The organism is Salmonella sp. SAL00672 (assembly GCF_046552175.1).
GTDB classification, from domain to species: Bacteria; Pseudomonadota; Gammaproteobacteria; order Enterobacterales; family Enterobacteriaceae; genus Salmonella; species Salmonella enterica.
In genome coordinates this window covers 628,553-652,448 of record NZ_JBGDUQ010000002.1, presented here as the reverse complement: position 1 = coordinate 652,448, position 23,896 = coordinate 628,553, and the positions used below count along the sequence as shown (strand labels likewise).

19 protein-coding genes are annotated in these 23,896 nt (G+C 52.1%); 13 read left to right on the top strand and 6 right to left on the bottom strand.

Going from position 1 to position 23,896, the window contains the following annotated elements:
- Positions 1-86 precede the first annotated feature (86 nt).
- Positions 87-1,331, top strand: a complete 1,245-nt coding sequence (locus ACLJTG_RS08945) for an esterase family protein (protein WP_001582021.1) — start codon at positions 87-89, stop codon at positions 1,329-1,331.
- A gap of 31 nt (positions 1,332-1,362) precedes the next feature.
- Positions 1,363-2,298 carry an alpha/beta hydrolase gene (locus ACLJTG_RS08940; RefSeq protein ID WP_079951067.1) on the top strand — a complete coding sequence of 312 codons (936 nt, stop codon included), beginning with the start codon at positions 1,363-1,365 and terminating at the stop codon, positions 2,296-2,298.
- Positions 2,299-2,339: 41 nt separating this feature from the next.
- On the opposite strand, the gene ACLJTG_RS08935 is transcribed toward ACLJTG_RS08940, so the two are convergent.
- The 3 genes from ACLJTG_RS08935 to pipB2 form a co-directional block, all read right to left on the bottom strand.
- Positions 2,340-4,514 carry a TonB-dependent siderophore receptor gene (locus ACLJTG_RS08935; RefSeq protein WP_275656322.1) on the bottom strand — a complete coding sequence of 725 codons (2,175 nt, stop codon included), beginning with the start codon at positions 4,512-4,514 and terminating at the stop codon, positions 2,340-2,342.
- Between the two features lie 531 nt (positions 4,515-5,045).
- The gene (locus ACLJTG_RS08930) at positions 5,046-5,378 is read right to left on the bottom strand and encodes a hypothetical protein (protein WP_014343883.1); all 333 of its coding nucleotides are present in this window, start codon (positions 5,376-5,378) and stop codon (positions 5,046-5,048) included.
- A 174-nt stretch (positions 5,379-5,552) separates the two neighbouring features.
- Entirely contained in the window at positions 5,553-6,605 is a 1,053-nt protein-coding gene (gene pipB2 / locus ACLJTG_RS08925) for an SPI-2 type III secretion system effector PipB2 (protein WP_023198590.1), read from the bottom strand.
- A gap of 518 nt (positions 6,606-7,123) precedes the next feature.
- Between pipB2 and ACLJTG_RS08920 the strand changes: the two genes are divergently transcribed.
- Entirely contained in the window at positions 7,124-8,053 is a 930-nt protein-coding gene (locus ACLJTG_RS08920; protein ID WP_000178741.1) for a VirK family antimicrobial peptide resistance protein, read from the top strand.
- Between the two features lie 292 nt (positions 8,054-8,345).
- The gene (locus tag ACLJTG_RS08915) at positions 8,346-9,242 is read left to right on the top strand and encodes an antimicrobial resistance protein Mig-14 (RefSeq protein WP_000701506.1); all 897 of its coding nucleotides are present in this window, start codon (positions 8,346-8,348) and stop codon (positions 9,240-9,242) included.
- A 720-nt stretch (positions 9,243-9,962) separates the two neighbouring features.
- Here ACLJTG_RS08915 and ACLJTG_RS08910 read toward each other — a convergent pair.
- The 3 genes from ACLJTG_RS08910 to tctD all read right to left on the bottom strand — a co-directional run bounded on the left by ACLJTG_RS08910 (position 9,963) and on the right by tctD (position 13,185).
- Positions 9,963-10,976 carry a HoxN/HupN/NixA family nickel/cobalt transporter gene (locus ACLJTG_RS08910; RefSeq protein ID WP_001059351.1) on the bottom strand — a complete coding sequence of 338 codons (1,014 nt, stop codon included), beginning with the start codon at positions 10,974-10,976 and terminating at the stop codon, positions 9,963-9,965.
- Between the two features lie 132 nt (positions 10,977-11,108).
- Entirely contained in the window at positions 11,109-12,524 is a 1,416-nt protein-coding gene (locus ACLJTG_RS08905) for a sensor histidine kinase (protein ID WP_000872338.1), read from the bottom strand.
- A complete protein-coding gene (tctD, locus tag ACLJTG_RS08900; RefSeq protein WP_001237934.1) occupies positions 12,511-13,185 on the bottom strand; it encodes a transcriptional regulator TctD in 675 nt (224 codons plus the stop codon). Before tctD ends, ACLJTG_RS08905 begins: the two co-directional genes overlap by 14 nt.
- Before the next feature lie 154 nt (positions 13,186-13,339).
- Here tctD and ACLJTG_RS08895 point away from each other — a divergent pair, with 154 nt between their 5' ends.
- From ACLJTG_RS08895 to csiR, 9 genes are all read left to right on the top strand, one after another.
- On the top strand, positions 13,340-14,317 hold the full coding sequence (locus tag ACLJTG_RS08895) for a Bug family tripartite tricarboxylate transporter substrate binding protein (protein WP_000744416.1): 978 nt from the start codon (positions 13,340-13,342) through the stop codon (positions 14,315-14,317).
- Positions 14,318-14,328: 11 nt separating this feature from the next.
- Complete coding sequence (locus ACLJTG_RS08890) at positions 14,329-14,763, top strand: tripartite tricarboxylate transporter TctB family protein (protein WP_001574835.1); 435 nt, start codon at positions 14,329-14,331, stop codon at positions 14,761-14,763.
- A gap of 10 nt (positions 14,764-14,773) precedes the next feature.
- Entirely contained in the window at positions 14,774-16,288 is a 1,515-nt protein-coding gene (locus tag ACLJTG_RS08885; protein ID WP_000382036.1) for a tripartite tricarboxylate transporter permease, read from the top strand.
- Between the two features lie 302 nt (positions 16,289-16,590).
- Positions 16,591-17,568: a glutarate dioxygenase GlaH gene (gene glaH / locus ACLJTG_RS08880; RefSeq protein ID WP_198898154.1), complete on the top strand. Its 978-nt coding sequence runs from the start codon at positions 16,591-16,593 to the stop codon at positions 17,566-17,568.
- 25 nt (positions 17,569-17,593) lie between these two features.
- Positions 17,594-18,862 carry an L-2-hydroxyglutarate oxidase gene (gene lhgO / locus ACLJTG_RS08875; RefSeq protein ID WP_410958924.1) on the top strand — a complete coding sequence of 423 codons (1,269 nt, stop codon included), beginning with the start codon at positions 17,594-17,596 and terminating at the stop codon, positions 18,860-18,862.
- A 21-nt stretch (positions 18,863-18,883) separates the two neighbouring features.
- Positions 18,884-20,332, top strand: coding sequence for an NADP-dependent succinate-semialdehyde dehydrogenase (gene gabD / locus ACLJTG_RS08870; protein ID WP_198898156.1), 1,449 nt, complete (start codon positions 18,884-18,886; stop codon positions 20,330-20,332).
- A 14-nt stretch (positions 20,333-20,346) separates the two neighbouring features.
- Entirely contained in the window at positions 20,347-21,630 is a 1,284-nt protein-coding gene (gene gabT / locus ACLJTG_RS08865; protein ID WP_001095561.1) for a 4-aminobutyrate--2-oxoglutarate transaminase, read from the top strand.
- A gap of 129 nt (positions 21,631-21,759) precedes the next feature.
- Positions 21,760-23,160 (top strand): GABA permease, encoded by a 1,401-nt coding sequence (gene gabP, locus ACLJTG_RS08860; RefSeq protein WP_000531282.1) that lies wholly within the window; start codon positions 21,760-21,762, stop codon positions 23,158-23,160.
- Between the two features lie 41 nt (positions 23,161-23,201).
- Entirely contained in the window at positions 23,202-23,879 is a 678-nt protein-coding gene (gene csiR / locus ACLJTG_RS08855) for a DNA-binding transcriptional regulator CsiR (protein WP_000126152.1), read from the top strand.
- Positions 23,880-23,896: the final 17 nt, after the last annotated feature.

Genomic DNA, 23,896 nt, shown 5'->3' with positions numbered 1-23,896 from the left:
AAAGAAAGCCCGCAAGCGGCTGTTCCTGTAACAGCCGCTTTAGCTATTAGTACTGACCGAAATATAAATGAGATGGAATACAAAGAATGAGACTGAGCCCGCCCGTCGCTCCTGTCGCTATACAGACCGCTACGCGCCTTCGCCGCCAACTCGCCGCCGGAAGCCAGGTTGACGCTTCTCACTTCTGGCGAGAAGCAAACTCGCTCGCACTGCCGCTGGTGACAGCCATTAACGGCGCAGACGATGAACGGGAAGTCACCTTCCTGTGGCGTGCCGCCTCTCCTCTGCGGGGGGTTTATGTTCGCCTGAACCGTGTCACCGATAAAGATAACGTGGCGAAAGGTATGATGACGCAACTGCCCACAACGGATATCTGGCATCTGACGCTTCGCTTACCGGCGTCCTACTGCGGTTCCTATACGATGGTCGAAATACCACCGGAAACCCCGGACGAGACGGTGTTGCAGCTTGGAAGCCGTTTCGCCTCCCTTGTCGGGAAGGCGGACCCGCTGAACAGCACGCCGGGAATAAATGTTCGGGGCAATGCGCAGGAATCCGTTCTGGCGCTGGATCATGCCCCGGCACAGGAGGAGTGGTCAGGCTGTCGCGCTTACGCCGGGCAGCTTTTCACCTCAGAGCATCGGCTCGCCGGACAACGTCGCCGTGTGCGGCTGTATCTTCCTGACGTTCCTGTCGTACAACCGCTGGGCTTGCTGGTACTCACGGATGGCGAGATCTGGTTCGACCATCTTGGGGTAAGCGCCGCCATTGACGCCGCCATCCGCAGCGGACGCATCGCGCCGGTGGCCGTACTCGGCATTGATAACATCAACGCGCGTGAACGCGTCGCAATACTCGGCGGTCGCCGCGAGCTGGTGCTCGACATTGCCGAACGCCTGCTGCCAACCCTTCGCGCCAAATACCCGGAACGGCGGTGGGCGGACCGTACACAAACGGTGCTGGCTGGGCAAAGCCTCGGCGGCGTGACCGCGCTGATGGCGGCCCGCCACGCGCCAGAGAGCTTCGGCCTGGTACTGAGCCACTCCCCCTCAATGTGGTGGACGCCGGACAACCGCAATCGCCCGCCCCATTTCAGCGCAGAAGAGCGCTCATGGGTCAGCGAACATGTGTTATCCGCGCCCTCGCCAGCCGTACGTACGCATCTGTGCGTGGGATCGCTGGAAGGTTCGACGGTCCCGCAGGTCAAACAGTTGCATGAAAAATTGCGCGCCGCCGGCGTTGAAAGCCATTGCAGCGTGTACACCGGCGGTCACGATTATGCCTGGTGGCGCGGCGCACTGATTGACGGATTACGTCTACTGCCCCGATAAAACTTCACCTGCCAAAAAGGAATCACATCCGATGTATGGTCGCCAGTACCACAACAAGTGCTATCGCATGGCGCTATTTTTAGTGAGTTTTTGTTTTAGCGCGCTGAGTTATGCGCAGCCGGATATGCAGCCATTAGGGCCGAATATCGCTGATAAAGGTTCGGGATATTACCATTTTAGGGTCAATGACTTTCAATCTGCCGATGGCGCAAGACATTACCGGGTATGGACCGCTATCCCCAATAAAGCCGCCCCGCCGTCGGGTTATCCTGTCTTATATATGCTGGACGGCAACGCAGTGATGGACAGACTGCCGGAGGCGCTGCTCAAACAACTGGCAGACCACTCGCCGCCGGTGATTGTGGCGATTGGCTATCAGACTAACCTGCCGTTTGATCTTAACGGCAGAGCTTATGACTATACGCCGGCGCCGGGAATCGATCGCGATGGCAGTGAAAATAACCCGCGTTTTCATCGTAAAACCGGCGGCGGGCCAGCGTTCCGCCAGCTACTGGAGAGGCATATCGCGCCGCAGGTGGAACAAGGAATAACCATCAACCCCGAACGGCGCGGGGTATGGGGACATTCTTATGGCGGCCTGTTCGTTTTGGACTCCTGGCTGTCGTCATCCTTCTTTCATATCTATTACAGCGCCAGCCCGTCACTCAGCAGGGATAACTTTGCCCTGTTGAATCGCCTTACGGCAGTGAAGCCGTCGCCGTTCTGCCATAAAAAACTCATCATAATGGAAGGTTCAGCGTCGAATGGGGATAACAGGCAACGCCAGATGGCCGAGCTCCTGCAAAAAGTTCAGGAGACCGTGAGAACGCTTGAGAACAACGGCGTTAACGCGGCCCTGCAGCATTACCCGGGCCTGGGCCACGGGCCCATGTTTAACGCCTCTTTTCGTAGTGCATTGCTGGATATCAGTCGCGAACCGGCAAGCCAAGAACCACGCTGCCATTAACCCGTCGCCAGAATATGCCCGCCAGCGGCGGGCATAACCCATCAAAACGAGGCCGTCACACCGGCATAATAAGCCCGACCCGGTTCGTTATAGGTATTTGCCCCTTCGGCGGAGCGATAGATCTGTTTATCGAAGATATTGCTGATACCGACATTAAGACGCAGGTTCTTATTGATATCGTAGTTAACGTTAGCGCCGACCAGTGAGTAAGCCCCCAGCGCTTTCCCGGACAATCCTTTGGTCTCTTCACTACGCGACTCCGCATGTGTTCGCGGTTTTTGCTTGCCGTATAACGTCCAGTTGACGTTAGCGGAGAGCGCGCTGGTGATAGTCCAGTCGAGGAAGGTATTCACCGTATATTTCGGGATTATCGATAAGGGATTACCGGTATCTTTTTGCTCAGAAGTGATCATATAAGTCGCATTGGTATTCCAGTTCAGACGGTCCGGCATCAGCGGAACAGCCATGCTGGCTTCAATACCTTCAATCAGCGCTTTACCGCCGTTCTGCCACTGCAATACATAAGCGCCAGATGCGCTTCTGCCAATAATCTGATCACCTGCGACAATCTTATTCTGATAATCGTTACGGAAATACGTGACGCTTGCGTGGTAATCGTCTACGGTAAATTCCAGCCCAATCTCTTTATTGATGCTAATTTCAGGATCGAGGTTCTTATTACCGACCAGGTAACAGCCGCCCGACGTAATATCTTTTGGACAACCGTTGCCTTTCGAATAGAGTAAATACCCCTCACTGGTTTGATACAAGTTCGGTGCCTTAAAGGCACGGGCAATACCGGCTTTCACCTTGACGTATTCACCTAACTCCTGGGAAAGGTTAAGACTGGGACTAAAATTACTCCCGGATTCGCTCAAATAGTCAAAACGCAGACCCGGAATAATATTGGTACCGGCCATGGGTTCGATATTATCTTCAACGTACAGCGCACTGATTTCCGATTTATTTTTGCTGCTACGGTTAGCCGCCGAACCGGAAATCCCGGCGATATTGCTATCCTTAACCGTCAGACTGGTAGAGGAAGGATCGTTCAGCTCATCGCGGTTCCACTCCGCGCCGACGGTGAGCGTTTGCTCAAATAGCCATATCACCGGGACATTCACCTCGCCGCTGGTGCGATACGAGGTCAGGCGGTTAGTGGTGAACGTCTGGTCGTTGGTAATACGCCCCTCGCCGCCGCCGGAGAGCCCCTCATTCATGCGGGTGTTATCGGTTTTTTCATAGTAGAACCCCAGGCGGCTTTGCCCCCAGTCCCAGATGCCGTTATGAGTTAGACCGTAATTCTGCCGGTACAGGCGATTGGTCTCCCGCCCGGACTGCGCCAGACTTTTGGTAACCGCGTTCGAAGTACTGTTTTGCGTATCGCCGGCATAGATATTCCCCTGCCGACTGTATCCCGCTTCAAAATCAAGGATTTGCTGCGGGGTCATTTTCCATGAGAAGACGCTATTAATATCTTTATTGGTGACCCCCTCCCGTCCGGCGGCATTTTTGGTACCGGCGGAGGAGTTAATATCCCAGCTGTCGGCATCGGTTCTGTTGAGATTACCGTACAGGCGCATCGTCAACGTATCACCAGCCAACGGACCGCTAAGGCTAAAGTTACCCCGCCGGGTGTCACCTTCTTTGCTGCTTTCCGGCTGGTTGGTATAGAGCGACAGCGAGCCGTGCCAGTCGTTAGTGGGGCGTTTGGTGATGATATTCACCACCCCGCCTGCGGCACCGGAGCCATAGCGCGCGGCGGCGGGCCCACGGATAACTTCAATACGTTCTACCATCTCCGGCGGTACCCAGTTCGTATCGCCACGGGTGTCGCGTTCTCCGCGCCAGCTATAGCGAACCGAATTTCGCGACGTCACCGGCACGCCGTCAATCAGCACTAAGGTATTTTCCGGCCCCATACCACGAATATCAATTTGTCGGTTATTTCCGCGCGTCCCCGAGGCGCTATTGCCGGTAAGATTAACCCCAGGCATCTTACGAATAATATCGGCAAGATCGTTAACGGGAGGATTCTTCTGAATATCGTCACGAGTAATAATCGAAACGCCCGGCTGTTGCTTTAATACTTGCTCGGCAGTGGATTCAACCACCATCGTTTCGCCGTTGTCGTCTGTAGATTCTGCTGCTGATAATGGACTATTAATCCCTGTAGAAACCACGGTTATTAACCAGATGAACTTCTTAACTCTCATACCCATTCCCTAAATAATGTCTAAAGTAGCGCTGTTGCCCTCAAGCTCACATCCTTGCCAGGTTACGGCTATATAGTAATTATTATCATATGCTAATGATAATAATTATCATTCAATTAAGAAAAAGGCAATCTTTCGACCGCAAAAATCTGGTCATAAGAAAACAGAAACGGGATTTTGCAATATGACTCTCTGTCCGGGCTCCGCTTTGCCAATAAATCCGGGAAGGGTGGCAGAATGCGCCTACTGAGCGGAGGTTTTACAAAACAGGAATAGATAAAATAAAACTATTTTTCAAAGCGTTAATGACAAGAAACAACCAGGAAAAATGGTATAGCACGGTTCAGGGTTCACCGCCGCTTCCCTGCCGACGGCGAACCGTTCTTACAGTTTGCCAGAGGCTTTCCGTCTGGGTAATGGCGGGATCGGATACGCTTGTAGTCATTCGATATATGACAATGAAAGTGATGTAGGCGCCAAAATACAAAGCGCCTGATAATATTTATCAGGCGCTTTGCAGACAGAAAACCATCAAACATCAGTTTCTCGTTCTCCAGGAACTACTGGAAAATATGGCAACCCACAGTTATTGGGTTTTACTGTCGGGTCTTGCCAGGGATTTTGTGTTACCCCCAGGTCTTTTAAAAGACCGCGTAACAGCACTAAATCCCTGGGTGTCATTTTTTGCTTTGGTTCACCCTCTTTAGGTGGACGAATATCCTCCTGACTAGTACATGTAACACAATAACCTTTTAACTCTATCCACTTAGGCTTAGGGGGGGCCTTAGGATCGGGAGGCGTCGAGCTGACAACGCACGAACAGGCACTTATACATCCAGGCATAGCGTTTTCCTTTTCAAACAATTCGCTTTAGTTGGAAGTTCTACTTGAGAAAATAGGAATGGTTATTCAGATATTTTTACCGTCGCATACTCCTGTAATAATAAAAGATACTGTAAATAATTTACTCTCACCTACTATTCAGTAGCAGATTGTTATTCTTACATTGCTTTTATTTCAGATTTACGTCAAATAGGGCTAAATATTTTCACTATAAAATACGTTAAAGAGTGTTTGTGTACTCGTAGACATTGTGGCGTCTTCAGTACGCAAATCGGTTAGTGTACAATCTTTAAAACTGGTATTTTTTAAATTAGCTTCGGACAAATCAGCCTCGCCCAGGTTCGTAGAAATGAAACTCGCCTTTTGCAGGTTTGCCCGGGTTAAGATAGCGCCTTCCATATCAGCAGCCATTATAGTAGCACCCTGTAATGTCGCACCGCTCATATCGGCACGTATAAGGGTTGCGCCTGAAACATTAGCGTGATCCATATTTGCACCGGAGCAATTACATTCTATCATGCTACAGCCTAACAGACTCGCGTGTTGTAAATTGGCGCCAGTAAGATTAGCGTGATCGAGGGTAGCGCCACACATAATGCTATCTTCCAGACAGGCGTTCTTGAAATTACTGTCGCCTAGTGATGTTCCCGATAGATTTGCGCCCTTAAAATTTGCACCTTCACAATCCGCCATAAACAGCACTGCCCCCTCTAAATTTGCGCCGCTTAAGTCTGCGTCACATAAATTTTCTGCCGTCAGATTTGCTCCGGTAAGGACAGCGCCTTTAAGATTCATGCCTCCCTGGGCAGTTAATATTACAGAATCCTGAGGGAGAGAAAATTCGCATCTGAATAGTAAAGCTCGACATATTTTTTCAAAAGAGACAAGCGGAATTTCTCTTGTCTCAGAATGGTCGCCTTTACTGACTCGTACAATAACTTGTCCAGCTTCGTTATTCTCACCAGGAAGATTAAATTCGACACGACACCCATCCATATCATCCAGGATGATGTTTTCTGGCAACGGAGCACCTCTGTCAGGCATTGTACTTTTCAATGTCTCAGCCATAGTCTCTATCAATTCCTGATATTGTGTTTCATTTCTCCGACGTATCCCACCACAGGTAAAAAAGTTAATGATATATTCCAGAATGGTTTTGGGCGAGGTAGCTTGCCGCATAGCAGCAGAAGTCCCCGCGCCAAAAGCAGATTTAGCCATACCAGCCAGACTATCGAGTGAACGCTCCATATATTTTCTCCCAGAGACAGCAACACAGTGCATGATAAAATTTATCATATAGATTTGCATTTAGAGATAAGGTGAATACCCCCTTTACGTCTGGTTACATAATAACGTATCACGACGCGTTGCTGTCTGGCTTACACAATAGCAGCCAAATAAATATATTGGCTTATACTCGTCATACTTCAAGTTGCATGTGCTGCGGCCGCGTTCCCTCACCCCAGTCACTTACTTTAGTAAGCTCCTGGGGATTCGCTCGCTTGCCGCCTTCCTGCAACTCGAATTATTTAGAGTATATAACATCATTTAAAATAATAAACACGGCATTCGTTTTAATACTACGTTCTGGACTCATCCCACTCATTAGCAGAAAACCTATTAAAAAGCGTGTTCAGGCGTTTTATTACCGCCATTGATAAACTGTTTAACAACATCGTCTGTACAGACCTTCTTCGTTGCCTTTACGTTTAACTCAATCAGGCTACCGTCTCGGTTATAAGTCTATCGAGTAGTAGGGACGTAGTATGACGATGCAGCAAAGTGATATGGAAAGATATAATCCATTATTAATGTTAAAAGAAGTCATGGCGCAGACGCCTTATCGCCATAAACGCTGGGGAGAGCGTAAGTTTCGCTATAAATTTGTATTACGTTGCCTTATTAACCCCGTAACGACAATTAAATACTTCAATGAATTATGCCATCTGTCTCAGCCCAGAACGCTGATTATTCATCGTCCACTGTTGCCGGCAAAAATCCAGCGGCCCTATTTGTATACCGGGCTTAGCATACGTTGCCGGGCAAAAGCTATTCTGGAACACTACCAGTTCGTTCAGTCCTTTCCGGAAAGTAAAATTAAAAAGATCCTCCTGTCCGAGGAACAAATCTTACTCGCTCACCTGGAAGGAAAAAACGGTGCTCTGGTAGATATCTACTGCGGTCCCTGTGGCTATGACAGAGAAGGTGAACTGACATTAACGCTGTGCTTCAATGATACGCCGTTGGCACGTTTATCATTTTCCTTTATCCGCCATGAAGGGAAGCAAATAGCGCTGGTTGCCGGGTTACAAGGGCCCAGTAAACATATCGGCCCACAAGTCATACGTAACGCCACCAAAGATTGTTACGGTCTCTTTCCTAAACGGATGCTGTATGAAGCATTTGCGACATTGATGCAGGCCTGTAATGTCGACGAGATTTATGCGGTCAGTGAAAACAACCATGTTTATCGTCAACTCCGGTACTTATTCCAGAAGAAAAAAACTTTTGTGGCCAGCTATAGTGAATTCTGGGAGTCGCTAAACGGCGTTAAGAAAGGTGCCTTATATCATCTGCCATCACAGGTGATGCGTAAAGCGCCTGAAAGTATCCCCAGCAAAAAACGCGCAGAGTATCGGAAACGCTATCATATTCTGGATACAATAATACAAGAGGTCAACAGCCTCTCCCGGTAGAACTATTTCATACGCGGATGTGCAGATCCTGCTACCGTTCAGCGGATCTTTTGAAATCTGTATCGCTACTGGATGGTTAAATACAGAATGGCTTGCGAGTGAATAGCGCGGCATTAAACCGTCGCTTTCACTCATGTTATGATCAACATCTTAATCTTATTCCCTTCACCATAACGTCATCGATTAGCATGTTAACCATTAAATACAAGCTAAACATTTGTCACATTTTTATTTGGTTAAGCAAAAAAATAATACAAAATAGCATTTTCAGTAAGCTAAGTCAGGAGTTTTGGTGAAAATACAAGAAGTTAAGCGTATATTAACCCGCTGGCAACCGTCTTCCTTTTCCCTATACCGGGAGGTGTTTACGCAATACGGCGGTAGTATCAATATGCACCCAGATATTGTGGATTATTTCATGAAGCGCTATAACTGGCATTTTAAATTCTTCCACTATAAAGAAGATGATAAGATTAAAGGCGCCTACTTTATCTGTAATGATCAGAATATTGGTATCCTGACGCGCAGAACCTTCCCGCTATCTTCAGATGAGATACTTATTCCGATGGCGCCAGATTTACGCTGCTTCTTGCCCGATCGTACTAACCGACTTTCGGCGTTGCATCAGCCACAAATACGCAATGCCATATGGAAACTCGCCAGAAAGAAACAAAATTGTCTGGTCAAAGAAACGTTCTCTTCTAAGTTTGAAAAAACACGCCGTAATGAATATCAGCGGTTTCTTAAAAAAGGCGGAAGTGTAAAAAGCGTTGCTGATTGTTCTTCTGATGAACTGACTCATATTTTTATTGAGTTATTTCGGTCTCGTTTCGGCAATACTTCATCCTGCTATCCCGCTGATAACCTTGCCAACTTTTTTAGTCAACTGCATCACCTTCTGTTTGGGCATATTCTTTATATTGAAGGGATACCCTGTGCATTTGATATTGTACTGAAATCTGAAAGCCAGATGAACATCTACTTTGACGTATCTAATGGTGCAATTAAAAATGAGTGCAGGCCACTCAGTCCCGGCAGCATACTAATGTGGCTAAATATTAGCCGTGCCAGACATTACTGCCAGGAAAGACAAAAAAAATTGCTTTTTTCCATCGGCATACTAAAGCCTGAATGGGAATATAAGCGCATGTGGTCGACCCCCTATTTTACCGGAAAATCGATTTGCTAAAAAGAAAGCCTGGACGTAAATATGTTTTTTACGTCCAGATTTTTCATAAATCCTGATGAACTGATAAAAAACGAAATTTAATCAGAATTTAAAAAATAAGTTAACCACCATATAATCATAATGACAATTACTCGAAATTCACTTACACTATACTCGGTTTTATGGAATTGATTAACACGGTATGTTACAGATAACGTGCTAAAAAGCGTGCAGCGGTTATACATTTTCATATGTGTGTGTCATTAACCTGGCGTCAGGAACAGATGATGATGACAACTACCCTTTTATCTCTTCTGGCCTGGCATACCGTCAGTAGATTAAAGGAGTAGCCTTGCTTTATGGCATTACAAAAATGCGGGTGGGGTCTATGCTCAATGTATACGTTATTTGTAACAACGCTCTTGTGCATAAACAATACGTTATTGCCAACAGCACTGAACGGGTACAGTGGTTCTTGCTGACAACAGGCTTAAAGATCGCCTTAACACGGGATACCTGATAACTGGATTATATTATGACACATGCAGACTGGCTGATTCTTGGGTATACAACTGTTATTATTATTTTTGGTATTGTATGTTATATCGGATTGCTTAAATTGATAACGAAAGGCAAGCATGAAAAATAACGCACTTACCGGGAAGAATATACTCTCAGGAGATAAAATGCTTCGGCAATGATATGACACCACTGCCGAAATGTTATTTTTAAAGAAATCAATCAGGTATTGAGGGTGATTTTATCATAGCCGCGCCAGCGATAATTCAACAACGAGAGCAGCCAGAATAGCACAAAAGCACCCACTACCCAGAAGCCCACATTCCCCATATGATCGTTAAGCGTGCTGACGGTCTGCCAAAATGTTCCGCTTAACTGTAACGCATCATCAATCAACCCCAGCGCCTCAAGTCCGCCAATCGCCAGCGCGACAATGACGGATGCGGCGGTAATGGTCATATTATAATAAAGCTTACGTAATGGATGCGAGAAAGCCCAACCGTAAGCGCCGACCATGACAAAGTTATCCAGGGAATCTACCAGCGCCATCCCGGCGGTAAACAGCACAGGAAAAATCATCATTGACCAGAGAGATAGCCCCTGGTTAGCTGCTGAAGCGGAAATGCCCAGCAACCCAACCTCGGTTGCGGTATCAAATCCCAGACCAAACAGAAAACCGACAAAATACATATGCCAACTGGAAGTGACCAAACGAAACGTACGCTGAAATATACGCGTCATCAGCCCGCCAGGTATGGCCTCGTCATGCGCCCTCACTGACTCGCCGCGGGTAACCGAGCGAAATTGCCGCCAGACGTTGAACAAAATAAACAGGTTAAGCAGGGCCATCGCCAGCAGAAAAAAAGCGGAAACAGCCGTACCAATCAACGAACCATATTGATGCAAAACATCAATACGATCGCGAAATGCCATCGACGTCACAACAATCGCCAGACATGCCAGAACGACAATGGTCGAATGACCCAATGAAAAAAACGCCCCCACGCCTAAAGGCGTTTTACCCTGCTGCATCAGTTTACGGGTGACGGTATCGATGGCTGCGATATGATCGGCATCAACCGCATGACGCAGCCCAAAGCTATACGCCAGTATGGCTGCGCTTAGCATGACTGCATGGTGATGAAAAACACAGAACGCCCAAATCCAGGCCAGGATGTTAACCCCGACAAGAAAGACGGTTAATGCTATTCCCCGTCGTTTAGTATGATTATTCATGCCCCTGCACCCACTATATTTTTAATTAACGCTACGGTTTGTAGGGGGAATGTATGATCATTTGATTAAAACGTCACACCTCAAGATGCGACTTTTTGTAAACGTGCTTTACCGCTGACACATTTGTCCGCATTACTGCGGAACAAGGCTTAAAAAGCGTATCCGAACGTATAACCCTCCCAACGCTTCGCTACGGGAAAAATGGGGATGAGTACGGTGCAGGCGTGCGATATCATTGACCAAAGCCAGACCAATGCCCGCCCCGGCCACATTTCCTACGTTATCGAGCCGGTGGAACGGCTGTAGCGCCAGATGGATGTGTTCATCATCGATGCCGGGACCGCTATCTTCGACAACCAGCGTCACGGCATCGCCATCCCGTTCAAGCCGCGCGGTGACGATGCCTTGCTCAGGCGTGTATTTCAGCGCATTATCCAGCAAGTTTCCGCACAGCTCGCTAAGCAGTACCTCATCCCCCTCGATCCACATCGCTTCCTGTTCGCCTTCGTAGCCCAGGTCGATATGTTTACTTCGCGCCTGCGCCAGGCGGGTAAAGCAGCCGCTCTGTACGATATCGTACAGATTCACTGGGGAAAAACGCCGCTCGCCCTGCTCTTTATGCTTTACCGCAGAAAGTTGCAACAATCTTTCCGTGAGCTGAATGGTGCTATCCAGCGTTACGCTCATCGCCTGCAGACTTTCGTACCAGTGATGAGGATGCTGGCTGGCTAACGCCACCGCCGCCTGCGTTTTTAACACCGCCAGCGGCGTTTTTAACTGGTGAGAAGCATCGGCGCTAAAGCGTTCCTGCCGGGAGAGGATGCCGCGGAGCCTGTCAATGTAGCGATTAAACGCCACGATTAACAAGCGTGTTTCCGACCACGGCAGCAGTTCCGGCAGCGGCGTTAACAGACCCGGTTCGCGGCGTACCATTAATGACGAAAGTTGACGCATAGGGCGCAGGATCCGGCGTAATAACCAGCCAACCAGCACCAGGGTTAGCAGCACCAGCAGACCCTGTGAGATCCAGGAAGAGAACAGCAGTTGGCCCGCCAGATAACGACGGGACTGCAGCGTCTCTGCGACATAAATCTCCGCCATGCCGATAATGCCGCCTTCGTTGACCGGCTGTAGCAAACGCGCCACGCGGATCGCCTCGCCGCGATACTCGGTATGATAGAACCACGCCAGCGCCGGATAAAGCCGGGTACGGGGCGTAGCGGGCGGCATGGCAGGCAGATCGTCATAACCGGAAATGACCTTTCCGGAAGGGTCGACGACTTTGTAATAGAGTCGATCATTCATATTAAGCTCGAAGCTATCCAGCACCACCCAGGGCACGTTAACTTCCAGATGGTTATTGCGCACCACCAGCCGTTCCGATACCGTTCGCGCCGAGGAGAGCAATGTACGATCATAAGCCTGAGTGGCGGCCTGTAGCGCATTGACATAACTGTTAAACGCCGACAGCCCCCATAGCAGAATCAGCGGCAACCCCAGGAACAGTAAGAGTTGCAGGTACAACGATTGCGGCTTAACCCACTTCATCGCCGCGCTCCAGCACATAACCCAGGCCGCGCAGCGTCGTAATTCGTACATCGCTTCCCTGGAGTTTTTTACGCAGTCGATGAATATAAAGTTCGATGCTTTCAGGGCTTACCTCATCGTTCAGGCTGAACACCTGTTCAAAAAGCTGCTGACGCGAGACCGGCCGCGTTCGTCGGTACATCAATACGGTTAAGAGCGCCTGCTCACGCGGCGTCAGCGCTAACGGCTGCCCCTGTAACAGAAAATACCCTTCATCATGAAAGATCAATTCCCCCAGTTGCTGAACTTCATGAACCTGCCCAGCGCTGCGTCGCAGCAAGGCCCGTAAACGGGCATCCAGCTCTTCCAGTTCAAAGGGTTTCGGCAGATAGTCATCCGCGCCGACGTTGAGACCTTTTACGCGATCCGCCACCGCGCTTCGCGCCGTGAGCAACAAAACGGGCAAGGTCTGACCGCGTTTACGCAGCCGTTGCACCACCTCCAGTCCATCCATTCCCGGCATATTGATATCCAGCACCGCCAGCGCGTACATTTCACTGTGCAGAAGATGGTCAGCCGCCAGGCCGTCAAATACGCAGTCCACGGCAAAGCCGTTTTGCACCAGCGCTTTCTCCAGCCAGTGAGCCAGCTCACGGTTATCTTCCGCCAATAAGAGACGCATATCACATCCTGTAAAGTTTCTGCCGCATTGAAAGGGAATTGAAAGGTTATTGTTTTAACAATCACGCAACCGAACTGCTACATGTCGGCTCACATAATCACAAAAATCTTCTTCCGAACCTGAAAAATCCGGACGTCCGGCGTGAGGATAAAAAATGAAAAAACAATTACTTCGTACCCTTACTGCAAGCATTTTATTAATGAGTACCTCTGTTCTGGCGCAGGAGGCGCCGTCGCGAACGGAATGTATCGCGCCAGCCAAACCTGGCGGCGGCTTCGACCTCACCTGTAAGCTGATTCAGGTGAGTTTGCTGGAGACTGGCGCTATCGAGAAACCCATGCGGGTAACGTATATGCCCGGCGGCGTCGGCGCTGTGGCCTATAACGCGATAGTCGCCCAACGCCCTGGCGAACCCGGGACTGTGGTCGCCTTTTCCGGCGGTTCGCTGCTCAACCTGTCGCAGGGGAAATTTGGTCGCTACGGCGTGGATGATGTGCGCTGGCTGGCAAGCGTGGGCACTGATTACGGCATGATCGCCGTGCGTGCGGATTCCCCGTGGAAAACGCTGAAAGATCTGATGACAGCGATGGAAAAAGATCCCAACAGCGTGGTCATTGGCGCTGGCGCCTCTATTGGCAGCCAGGACTGGATGAAGTCGGCGTTGCTGGCGCAAAAGGCGAACGTCGACCCGCACAAGATGCGCTACGTTGCCTTTGAGGGCGGCGGCGAGCCGGTGACGGCATTAATGGGCAACCATGTTCAGGTTGTCTCCGGCGATCTCAGTGAAATGGTGCCTTATCTGGGCGGCGACAAAATCCGCGTGCTTGCCGTCTTTTCAGAAAATCGTCTGCCGGGCCAGCTTGCCAATGTCCCTACCGCTAAAGAACAGGGCTACGACCTGGTGTGGCCGATTATTCGCGGCTTCTACGTCGGGCCCAAAGTCAGCGATGCCGATTACCAGTGGTGGGTGGATACCTTCAAGAAGCTCCAGCAAACCGACGAGTTTAAAAAGCAGCGCGATCTGCGCGGCCTGTTTGAGTTCGACATGACCGGCCAGCAGCTCGATGACTACGTGAAAAAACAGGTTACTGATTACCGTGAACAGGCGAAAGCCTTCGGACTCGCGAAATAATCGCGGAGGCAATGATGAGCGATCGTATCTTTGCGGGTATCTGGCTGTTGCTCTGTATCGCCGGGCTATTCATCGCCTGGCAGATCCAAAGCGAATACAGCTATGAACCCGTCGGCCCCCGCCCTTTTCCGCTGGGGATTATCGGCCTGATGGCGCTCTGCGCGCTAGCGCTGTTATTGCGCCATCCCGACACGGTGAGCTGGCCGCGCCGCCATGTGCTGCAAAAGCTAATTACCATGATCATCATCCTGTTGATGTATGCCTGGGGATTCGAATGGCTGGGTTTTCCCATCGCCACCGCGCTTCTCACCATGGTTATCGGGATGCTGTTCGGCGCCACGATTCCGGCGGCGGGTATCTCCGGCGCGGTATTAGGCATTCTGCTGTGGTATGCCTTTGACCGGCTGCTTGATGTCACCTTACCTCTCGGCGCCTGGCTGAGTTAACGGAGCAACGATGGATACCTGGATATATCTTTCTCAGGGCTTTGCGGTGGCGATGACGCCGGAAAACCTGGTTATCGCGTTGATTGGCTGCTTCGTGGGCACGATCGTCGGTCTGCTGCCGGGCCTGGGACCGATCAACGGCGTGGCAATCTTACTGCCGCTGGCCTTTGCGTTGCATCTGCCTGCGGAGTCGGCGCTAATTCTGCTGGCGACGGTGTACATTGGCTGTGAGTATGGCGGCAGGATCTCCTCCATATTGCTCAATGTCCCCGGCGATGCGGCGGCGATCATGACGGCGCTGGACGGTTACCCGATGGCGCAGCAAGGGAAAGGCGGCGTAGCGCTGTCGATTTCCGCAGTCAGCTCATTTTTCGGTTCATTAATCGCTATCGGCGGCATCATTCTGTTCGCCCCTTTACTGGCGCAATGGTCGCTGGCCTTTGGGCCGGCGGAATATTTCGCCTTAATGGTTTTTGCCATCGCCTGTCTTGGCAGCATGATGGCGCAAAACCCGCTTAAATCATTTCTGGCAGCGCTGATCGGTCTTGGCCTTGCGACCGTCGGCGTAGACGCCAACACCGGGGTTTATCGCTTTACCTTTGACAGCGTTCATCTTTCCGACGGCGTACAGTTTATCGTCGTGGTGATCGGCCTGTTCTCGGTATCAGAAATACTTTTAATGCTGGAACATACCAGCAGCGGGCAAACAATGGTCCGCAAAACGGGTCGAATGTTGTTCAACCTGAAAGAAGGCGCGCAGTGTATCGGCACCACCCTGCGTTCTTCGGTAATCGGCTTTTTTGTCGGCGTATTGCCCGGCGCCGGGGCGACCATTGCCAGCGCCATTACCTATATGACCGAGAAAAAACTCAGCGGCAACAGCGATAGCTTCGGCAAAGGGGATATTCGCGGCGTCGCGGCGCCGGAGGCGGCAAACAACGCCTCTGCCTGCGGCTCCTTCATCCCGATGCTGACGCTGGGCGTTCCCGGTTCCGGCACTACGGCAGTGATGATGGGGGCGCTGACGCTGTACAACATCACGCCAGGCCCGGCGATGTTCACCGAACAGCCGGATATCGTCTGGGGACTCATCGCTGCGCTGCTGATTGCGAACGTGATGCTGCTGATCATGAATATCCCGTTGATCGGTCTGTTCACCCGTATGCTCACCATTCCGCTGTGGTTCCTGGTACCCGCCATCGCTGCCGTATCGGCGGTAGGGGTGTATGCGGTACACAGCACCACCTTCGATCTGGTGCTGATGGTCGCGCTCGGCGTGTTAGGGTACATTTTACGTAAAATGCACTTCCCCATGTCGCCGCTGATCCTGGGATTCGTACTGGGGGAAATGCTGGAGCAGAACCTGCGTCGCGCACTCTCCATCAGTAACGGCAATATGGCGATTTTGTGGCAAAGCGGCGTTGCCAAAGCCCTGCTGCTCATGGCGATCATGGTCATTGTCGTACCGCCAGTGTTACGTCTGATCCGTAAACACAGCCGTAAACCGCAGGTTGACGCCGGTTAATTGACTGCTGAAATACGTTGTACTTGTCCGGCCTACGCGCTCATGTGCCAGGCCGGGCAACCCCGCCAGCATCACTCTCCCCATAACTCGCTCATTTTACACCCCTTCTTGCCGTTGTCAGGCTCGTGGCGCCGTTAACCTCACCTTTCGTATTGTTAAATATTTGTTGTTTTTGATCACAATAATTAAACAAAAACGGTTATTTCATACGCGTTCCTGGAAAATGTCGATATTTTTAATTTATGGCTACGAAATGAGCATCGCCATGTCTCCCTGACCATCTACCGAGAGGAATGATTCTGATGAATGCACTGACTGCCGTAAAAGCGAACACAGATGATTTAGCCCAACGCCATACTGGTTTCACCCTTGCCCCTTCGGCGCAGTCGCCGCGTCTGCTGGCGTTAACGTTTACGGCGGATACCACAAGACAATTTCTCCATCAGGTTGCGCAGTGGCCGGTGCAGGCGCTGGAATACAAATCTTTCTTACGTTTCAAAATCGGCAAGGTCCTCGACGATCTGTGCGGCAATCAGCTACAACCGCTGTTGATCAAAACGCTACTCAATCGTGCACAAGGCGCGCTGTTGATCAGCGCCGAAGGGCTCGATGATGTCGCACAGGCAGAAGAGATGGTCAAACTGGCGACGGCGGTGGCGCATCTTATTGGTCGCTCCAACTACGATGCGATGAGCGGCCAGTATTACGCGCGTTTCGTGGTCAAAAACGTCGACAACTCCGACAGTTATCTGCGCCAGCCCCACCGCGTAATGGAACTGCACAATGACGGCACCTATGTTGAGGAGGTGACCGACTACGTGCTGATGATGAAAATCGACGAACAAAATATGGAAGGCGGTAATTCGCTGCTGCTGCACCTTGATGACTGGGAACATCTGGAGTCGTTTTTTACCCATCCGCTGGCGCGTCGCGTCATGCGCTGGGCGGCACCGCCAAGCAAAAATGTTAGCCATGACGTCTGGCACCCGGTGTTTGATGTCGACCAACAAGGCCGCCCGGTCATGCGTTATATCGACCAGTTCGTCCAGCCAAAAGACTTTGAAGAAGGCGTCTGGCTCAGCGAGCTTTCAGACGCGCTGGAAACCAGTCAAAACATCCTCTCCGTGCCGGTACCGGTCGGCAAATTCCTGCTGATTAACAATCTGTTCTGGCTACATGGACGCGATCGTTTTACGCCGCATCCTGACTTGCGTCGCGAACTGATGCGCCAGCGAGGTTACTTCGCCTACGCCGCCAGCCATTATCAAACTCACCAATAAGCGCCACGGCGAAGGAATTACGCGGATGTATGATTTTGTGATTATCGGCGGCGGCATTATCGGCATGTCGACCGCCATGCAACTTATTGATGTCTGCCCGGATGCGCGCATCGCGTTGCTGGAAAAAGAGTCCGCGCCAGCCTGCCACCAGACCGGGCATAACAGCGGCGTGATCCATGCCGGGGTGTACTACACGCCCGGCAGCCTCAAAGCGCAGTTTTGTCTGGCAGGCAATCAGGCGACCAAAACCTTTTGCGATCAAAACAACATCCGCTACGACACCTGCGGCAAAATGTTGGTCGCCACCTCGGAGCTGGAAATGGCGCGGATGCGCGCGCTATGGGAGCGGACGGCGGCCAACGGCTTAGAGCGCGAGTGGTTAAGCGCGGCGGAGCTGCGTGAACGCGAACCCAATATCATTGGCCTGGGCGGGATTTTTGTCCCTTCCAGCGGGATTGTCAGCTATCGCGATGTCGCGACGGCCATGGCGAACCGCTTTCAGGCCAAAGGCGGCGAGATCATCTACCATGCCGAGGTCAGCGCGCTAACAGAACATGCCGCTGGCATTGTTATTCGCACCTCGCAAGGTCGGGAAATAGAAACCGCTACGCTTATCAGCTGCGCAGGGCTGATGGCGGATCGGCTGGTCAAAATGCTGGGCGTGGAGCCCGGTTTTATTATCTGCCCTTTCCGCGGCGAGTACTTTCGTCTGGCCCCGCGACACAACCGGATCGTTAACCATTTGATCTACCCGATCCCCGATCCGGCAATGCCGTTTCTCGGCGTCCATCTTACCCGCATGATCGATGGCAGCGTCACGGTCGGGCCGAATGCGGTGCTGGCGCTTAAACGCGAAGGCTACCGTAAGCGCGACGTTTCCTTCACCGACACCCTGGAGATTTTCCGCTCCGCCGGCATTCGCCGCGTACTGCAAAATCATCTGCTTTCCGGACTGGGCGAGATGAAAAACTCGCTGTGCAAAAGCGGCTATTTGCGGCGAGTACAAAAGTATTGCCCCAGCCTGACCGTCAACGATCTCCAGCCCTGGCCGGCAGGCGTGCGGGCGCAGGCGGTTTCGCCGGACGGCAAACTGATTGATGATTTTCTGTTTGTTACGACGCCGCGTTCCATTCACACCTGTAACGCCCCCTCCCCGGCGGCGACATCAGCGATACCTATCGGCGCGCATATCGTCAGCAAAGTTCAGGCGCTACGCGCAAGCCAGAGCAACCCCGGACGTACGCTGCGTGCGGCACGCAGCGTGGACGCATTACACGCCGCATTTACCCGTTAACCCTTCAGACAGGAAGCAATTATGCAACTTAACGACTCTACCCTGTTCCGCCAGCAGGCCTTTATCGATGGCGACTGGCGCGACGCGCGCGGCGGCGATGTCATCCCCGTGAGCAACCCCGCCAACGGGAAACCGCTTGGCAATGTGCCCAAAATGGGGGCGGAAGAGACGCGCGACGCCATCAACGCCGCCAATCGCGCCCTGCCCGCCTGGCGCGCGCTCACCGCCAAAGAGCGAGCCAATATCCTGCGTCGCTGGTTCAATCTGATGATGGAACATCAGGACGATTTGGCGCGTCTGATGACGCTGGAACAGGGCAAACCGCTGGCGGAAGCGAAAGGCGAAATTAGCTACGCCGCCTCGTTTATTGAATGGTTCGCCGAAGAGGGGAAGCGTATCTATGGCGACACGATTCCAGGTCATCAGGCCGATAAACGGCTGCTGGTAATTAAACAGCCCATCGGCGTCACCGCCGCGATTACCCCGTGGAACTTTCCCTCGGCAATGATCACCCGTAAAGCCGGCCCCGCGCTGGCCGCAGGCTGCACGATGGTACTCAAACCCGCCAGCCAGACGCCGTTTTCCGCGCTGGCGCTGGCGGAACTGGCCCAGCGCGCCGGAATTCCCGCAGGCGTATTTAACGTCGTTACCGGTTCGGCTGGCGATATCGGCGGCGAGCTGACCAGCAACCCGCTGGTACGCAAACTGTCGTTTACCGGCTCGACGGAGATTGGCCGCCAGCTAATGGAACAATGCGCCAAAGACATTAAAAAAGTATCGCTGGAGTTGGGCGGCAATGCGCCGTTTATCGTCTTTGACGATGCCGATCTGGATAAAGCCGTCGAGGGCGCGCTGGCTTCGAAGTTTCGCAACGCAGGGCAGACCTGTGTCTGCGCCAATAGATTGTATGTTCAGGACGACGTTTACGATCGTTTTGCGGAAAAACTCAACCAGGCGGTAAATAAGCTCGCGGTCGGCGACGGTCTGCAAGCCGACGTTGCTATCGGGCCGCTGATTGATGAAAAAGCCGTGGCGAAAGTCCAGGAGCATATCGCCGACGCGCTGGAAAAAGGCGCCCGCGTCATTACGGGCGGTGAAGCGCACAAATTGGGCGGCAACTTCTTTCAACCGACCATTCTGGCGGATGTTCCTGATAACGCGAAAGTCGCCAAAGAAGAGACATTCGGGCCGCTCGCGCCTCTGTTCCGCTTCAGCGACGAGGCGGACGTCATCAGGCAGGCTAACGATACCGAGTTCGGCCTGGCAGCCTATTTTTATGCACGCGATTTAAGCCGCGTTTTCCGCGTCGGCGAAGCGCTGGAATACGGCATCGTCGGTATTAATACCGGCATTATCTCCAACGAAGTCGCGCCTTTCGGCGGCATTAAGGCCTCCGGATTAGGCCGAGAAGGTTCCAAATACGGCATCGAAGATTATTTAGAAATCAAATATATGTGCATCGGCCTTTAACAGGAGAGTCGCTAATGAATACCAATAACGCTTTAATGCAGCGCCGTCATAACGCTGTTCCTCGCGGCGTGGGGCAGATTCACCCGATTTTCGCCGAGCGGGCGGAAAATTGTCGGGTGTGGGATGTCGAAGGCCGTGAGTATCTCGATTTCGCGGGCGGCATTGCCGTCCTGAACACCGGTCATTTACATCCGGGCATTGTTTCAGCGGTCGAAGCGCAGTTGAAGAAATTGTCGCATACCTGTTTTCAGGTGCTGGCCTATGAACCGTACCTGGCGTTGTGCGAACGCATGAACCAGAAGGTACCGGGCGATTTCGCCAAAAAAACGTTGCTGGTCACGACCGGTTCAGAAGCGGTTGAAAACGCGGTGAAAATCGCCCGCGCGGCGACAAAACGCAGCGGCGCTATCGCGTTTAGCGGCGCTTACCACGGTCGTACCCACTACACGCTCTCTCTGACCGGGAAAGTACACCCGTACTCTGCTGGTATGGGATTGATGCCAGGCCATGTCTACCGCGCGCTTTATCCTTGCCCACTACACAACATCAGCGACGACGACGCGATCGCCAGCATTGAACGCATCTTTAAAAATGATGCCGCGCCGGAAGATATCGCCGCCATTATTATTGAGCCGGTACAGGGCGAAGGCGGATTTTACGCCGCCTCTCCCGCGTTTATGCAGCGACTGCGCGCGCTATGCGACCAACACGGCATTATGTTGATTGCCGACGAAGTGCAAAGCGGCGCGGGCCGGACCGGTACGCTGTTCGCCATGGAACAGATGGGCGTTGCGGCAGATATTACCACGTTTGCGAAATCGATCGCCGGCGGCTTTCCGCTGGCAGGCGTTACCGGCCGGGCAGACGTGATGGACGCTATCGCGCCGGGCGGTCTGGGCGGCACCTATGCCGGAAACCCGATTGCCTGCGCCGCCGCGCTGGCGGTACTGGATATTTTCGAGCAGGAAAATCTACTGCAAAAGGCAAATACGCTTGGCAACACGCTGCGCGATGGCCTGATGGAGATAGCGGAAACGCACCGTGAGATTGGCGACGTGCGCGGACTGGGCGCCATGATCGCCATTGAGTTGTTCGAAAATGGCGACCCCGGCAAACCGAACGCGACTCTGACCGCCGACATTGTGGCCCGCGCCCGCGAGAAAGGGTTAATTCTGCTCTCCTGCGGTCCTTACTACAACATCTTGCGCATCCTCGTTCCACTCACTATTGAGGCCTCGCAGATTCGGCAAGGCCTGGAGATTATCGCCCAGTGCTTTGATGAGGCGAAACAAGCGTAATGTCCAATAAGCAGCGTCGGGTGGCGACGTAACTGTCTTATCCGGCCTACAAAAACCGTTTCGATTGTAGGCCGAATAAGCCAGGCGCCATCCGGTAAACGAGCGCAATAACAATAAAGAGGTTTTAGGATGGGGCAATTGTCAGAATCACATGCATTAGGGGGCGGGCTGAAATCACGCCACGTCACCATGTTATCGATCGCCGGCGTTATCGGCGCCAGCCTGTTTGTCGGTTCCAGCGTGGCGATTGCGGAGGCCGGCCCTGCGGTACTGCTGGCCTATCTGTTCGCAGGACTTTTAGTCGTCATGATTATGCGAATGCTGGCTGAAATGGCCGTCGCCACACCGGATACCGGTTCTTTTTCCACCTATGCGGATAAAGCGATCGGCCCCTGGGCCGGGTATACCATCGGCTGGTTATACTGGTGGTTTTGGGTGCTGGTTATTCCGCTGGAGGCCAATATTGCCGCCATTATTCTGAATTCATGGATACCGGGTATTCCGGTATGGCTATTTTCATTAGTGATTACGCTTGCCTTAACCGGAAGCAATTTATTGAGCGTCAAAAATTACGGCGAGTTCGAATTCTGGCTGGCGCTATGTAAAGTAATTGCCATTCTGGCGTTTATCGCGCTGGGCGCGACAGCGATTAGCGGTTTTTATCCGTATGCTGAGGTAAGCGGTATCTCCCGGCTATGGGATCACGGTGGTTTTATGCCTAACGGCTTCGGCGCGGTGTTAAGCGCCATGTTGATCACCATGTTCTCTTTTATGGGCGCGGAAATCGTCACTATTGCTGCCGCGGAATCCGATACGCCGGATAAACATATCGTACGCGCCACCAATTCTGTTATCTGGCGAATTTCCATCTTTTACCTGTGTTCCATTTTTGTGGTGGTGGCGCTGATCCCGTGGAATATGCCGGGTCTGAAAAGCGTAGGTTCGTACCGTTCGGTACTGGAGCTGCTTCATATTCCGCACGCAAAATTCATTATGGACTGCGTGATTTTATTGTCGGTGACCAGTTGTCTGAACTCCGCATTATATACCGCCTCCCGGATGCTCTATTCCCTTAGCCGCCGCGGCGATGCGCCTGCGATAATGGGAAAAACTAACCGTAGCAAAACGCCCTGGGTGGCGGTTCTCCTCTCTACCGGCGCGGCGTTTTTAACCGTTATCGTCAATTATTACGCCCCGGCAAAAGTGTTTAAATTTCTTATCGACAGTTCTGGCGCCATCGCGCTGCTGGTCTATCTGGTGATTGCGATTTCGCAATTGCGAATGCGTAAAATTCTGCTGGCGCAGGGCGGAGAAATTAAGCTGAAAATGTGGCTTTATCCGTGGCTCACCTGGCTGGTTATCGGCTTTATCTGCTTTGTCCTGGTGGTGATGCTATTTCGACCGGCACAGCAACTAGAAGTCATTTCAACGGGGCTGTTAGGGCTGGGCATAATAGGTACTGTCCCCATTATGTCTCGCTGGAAAAAACTGATAAGGTGGCAAAAAGCCCCCCTGCAAAACCTACGTTAGTTATTCCCGGCGTCAGCCGGGAAGCTTCTCAGGAGTAAAAGATGACCGCCCTTTCCCAACCGACGGCCATAGATGGCTATCGCTGGCTTAAAAATGACATTATTCGCGGCACTTATCAGCCGGATGAGAAACTGCGGATGAGTTTATTAACCGCCCGCTATGCGCTCGGCGTAGGGCCGCTGCGTGAGGCGCTGTCGCAACTGGTGGCGGAACGGCTGGTCACCGTGGTGAATCAAAAAGGCTATCGCGTGGCATCCATGTCAGAGGCGGAACTCCTCGATATTTTTGACGCGCGCGCCAATATGGAAGCGATGCTGGTACGCCTGGCGATTGAACGCGGCGATGATGCGTGGGAGGCGGAGATCCTGGCGCGAGCGCATATGCTCAGCAAACTGGAAGCCAGCGATGCCAGTGAACATATGCTCGATGAATGGGATCAGCGCCACCAGGCGTTCCATTCCGCCATTGTCGCCGGGTGCGGCTCCCACTATCTGCTACAGATGCGCGAACGCTTATTTGACCTGGCGGCCCGCTACCGCTTTATTTGGTTACGTGAAACCGTTCTGTCCGTCGAGATGCTGGAAGATAAACATATCCAGCATCACACGCTAACCGAAGCGATACTGGCGCGCGAGGCGGCACGCGCCAGCGAATTAATGCGTCAGCATTTGCTGACGCCGATTCCCATTATTCGCCAGGCGATGGCAGGGAAAATGTAGCCTGGCGCGACCTGATA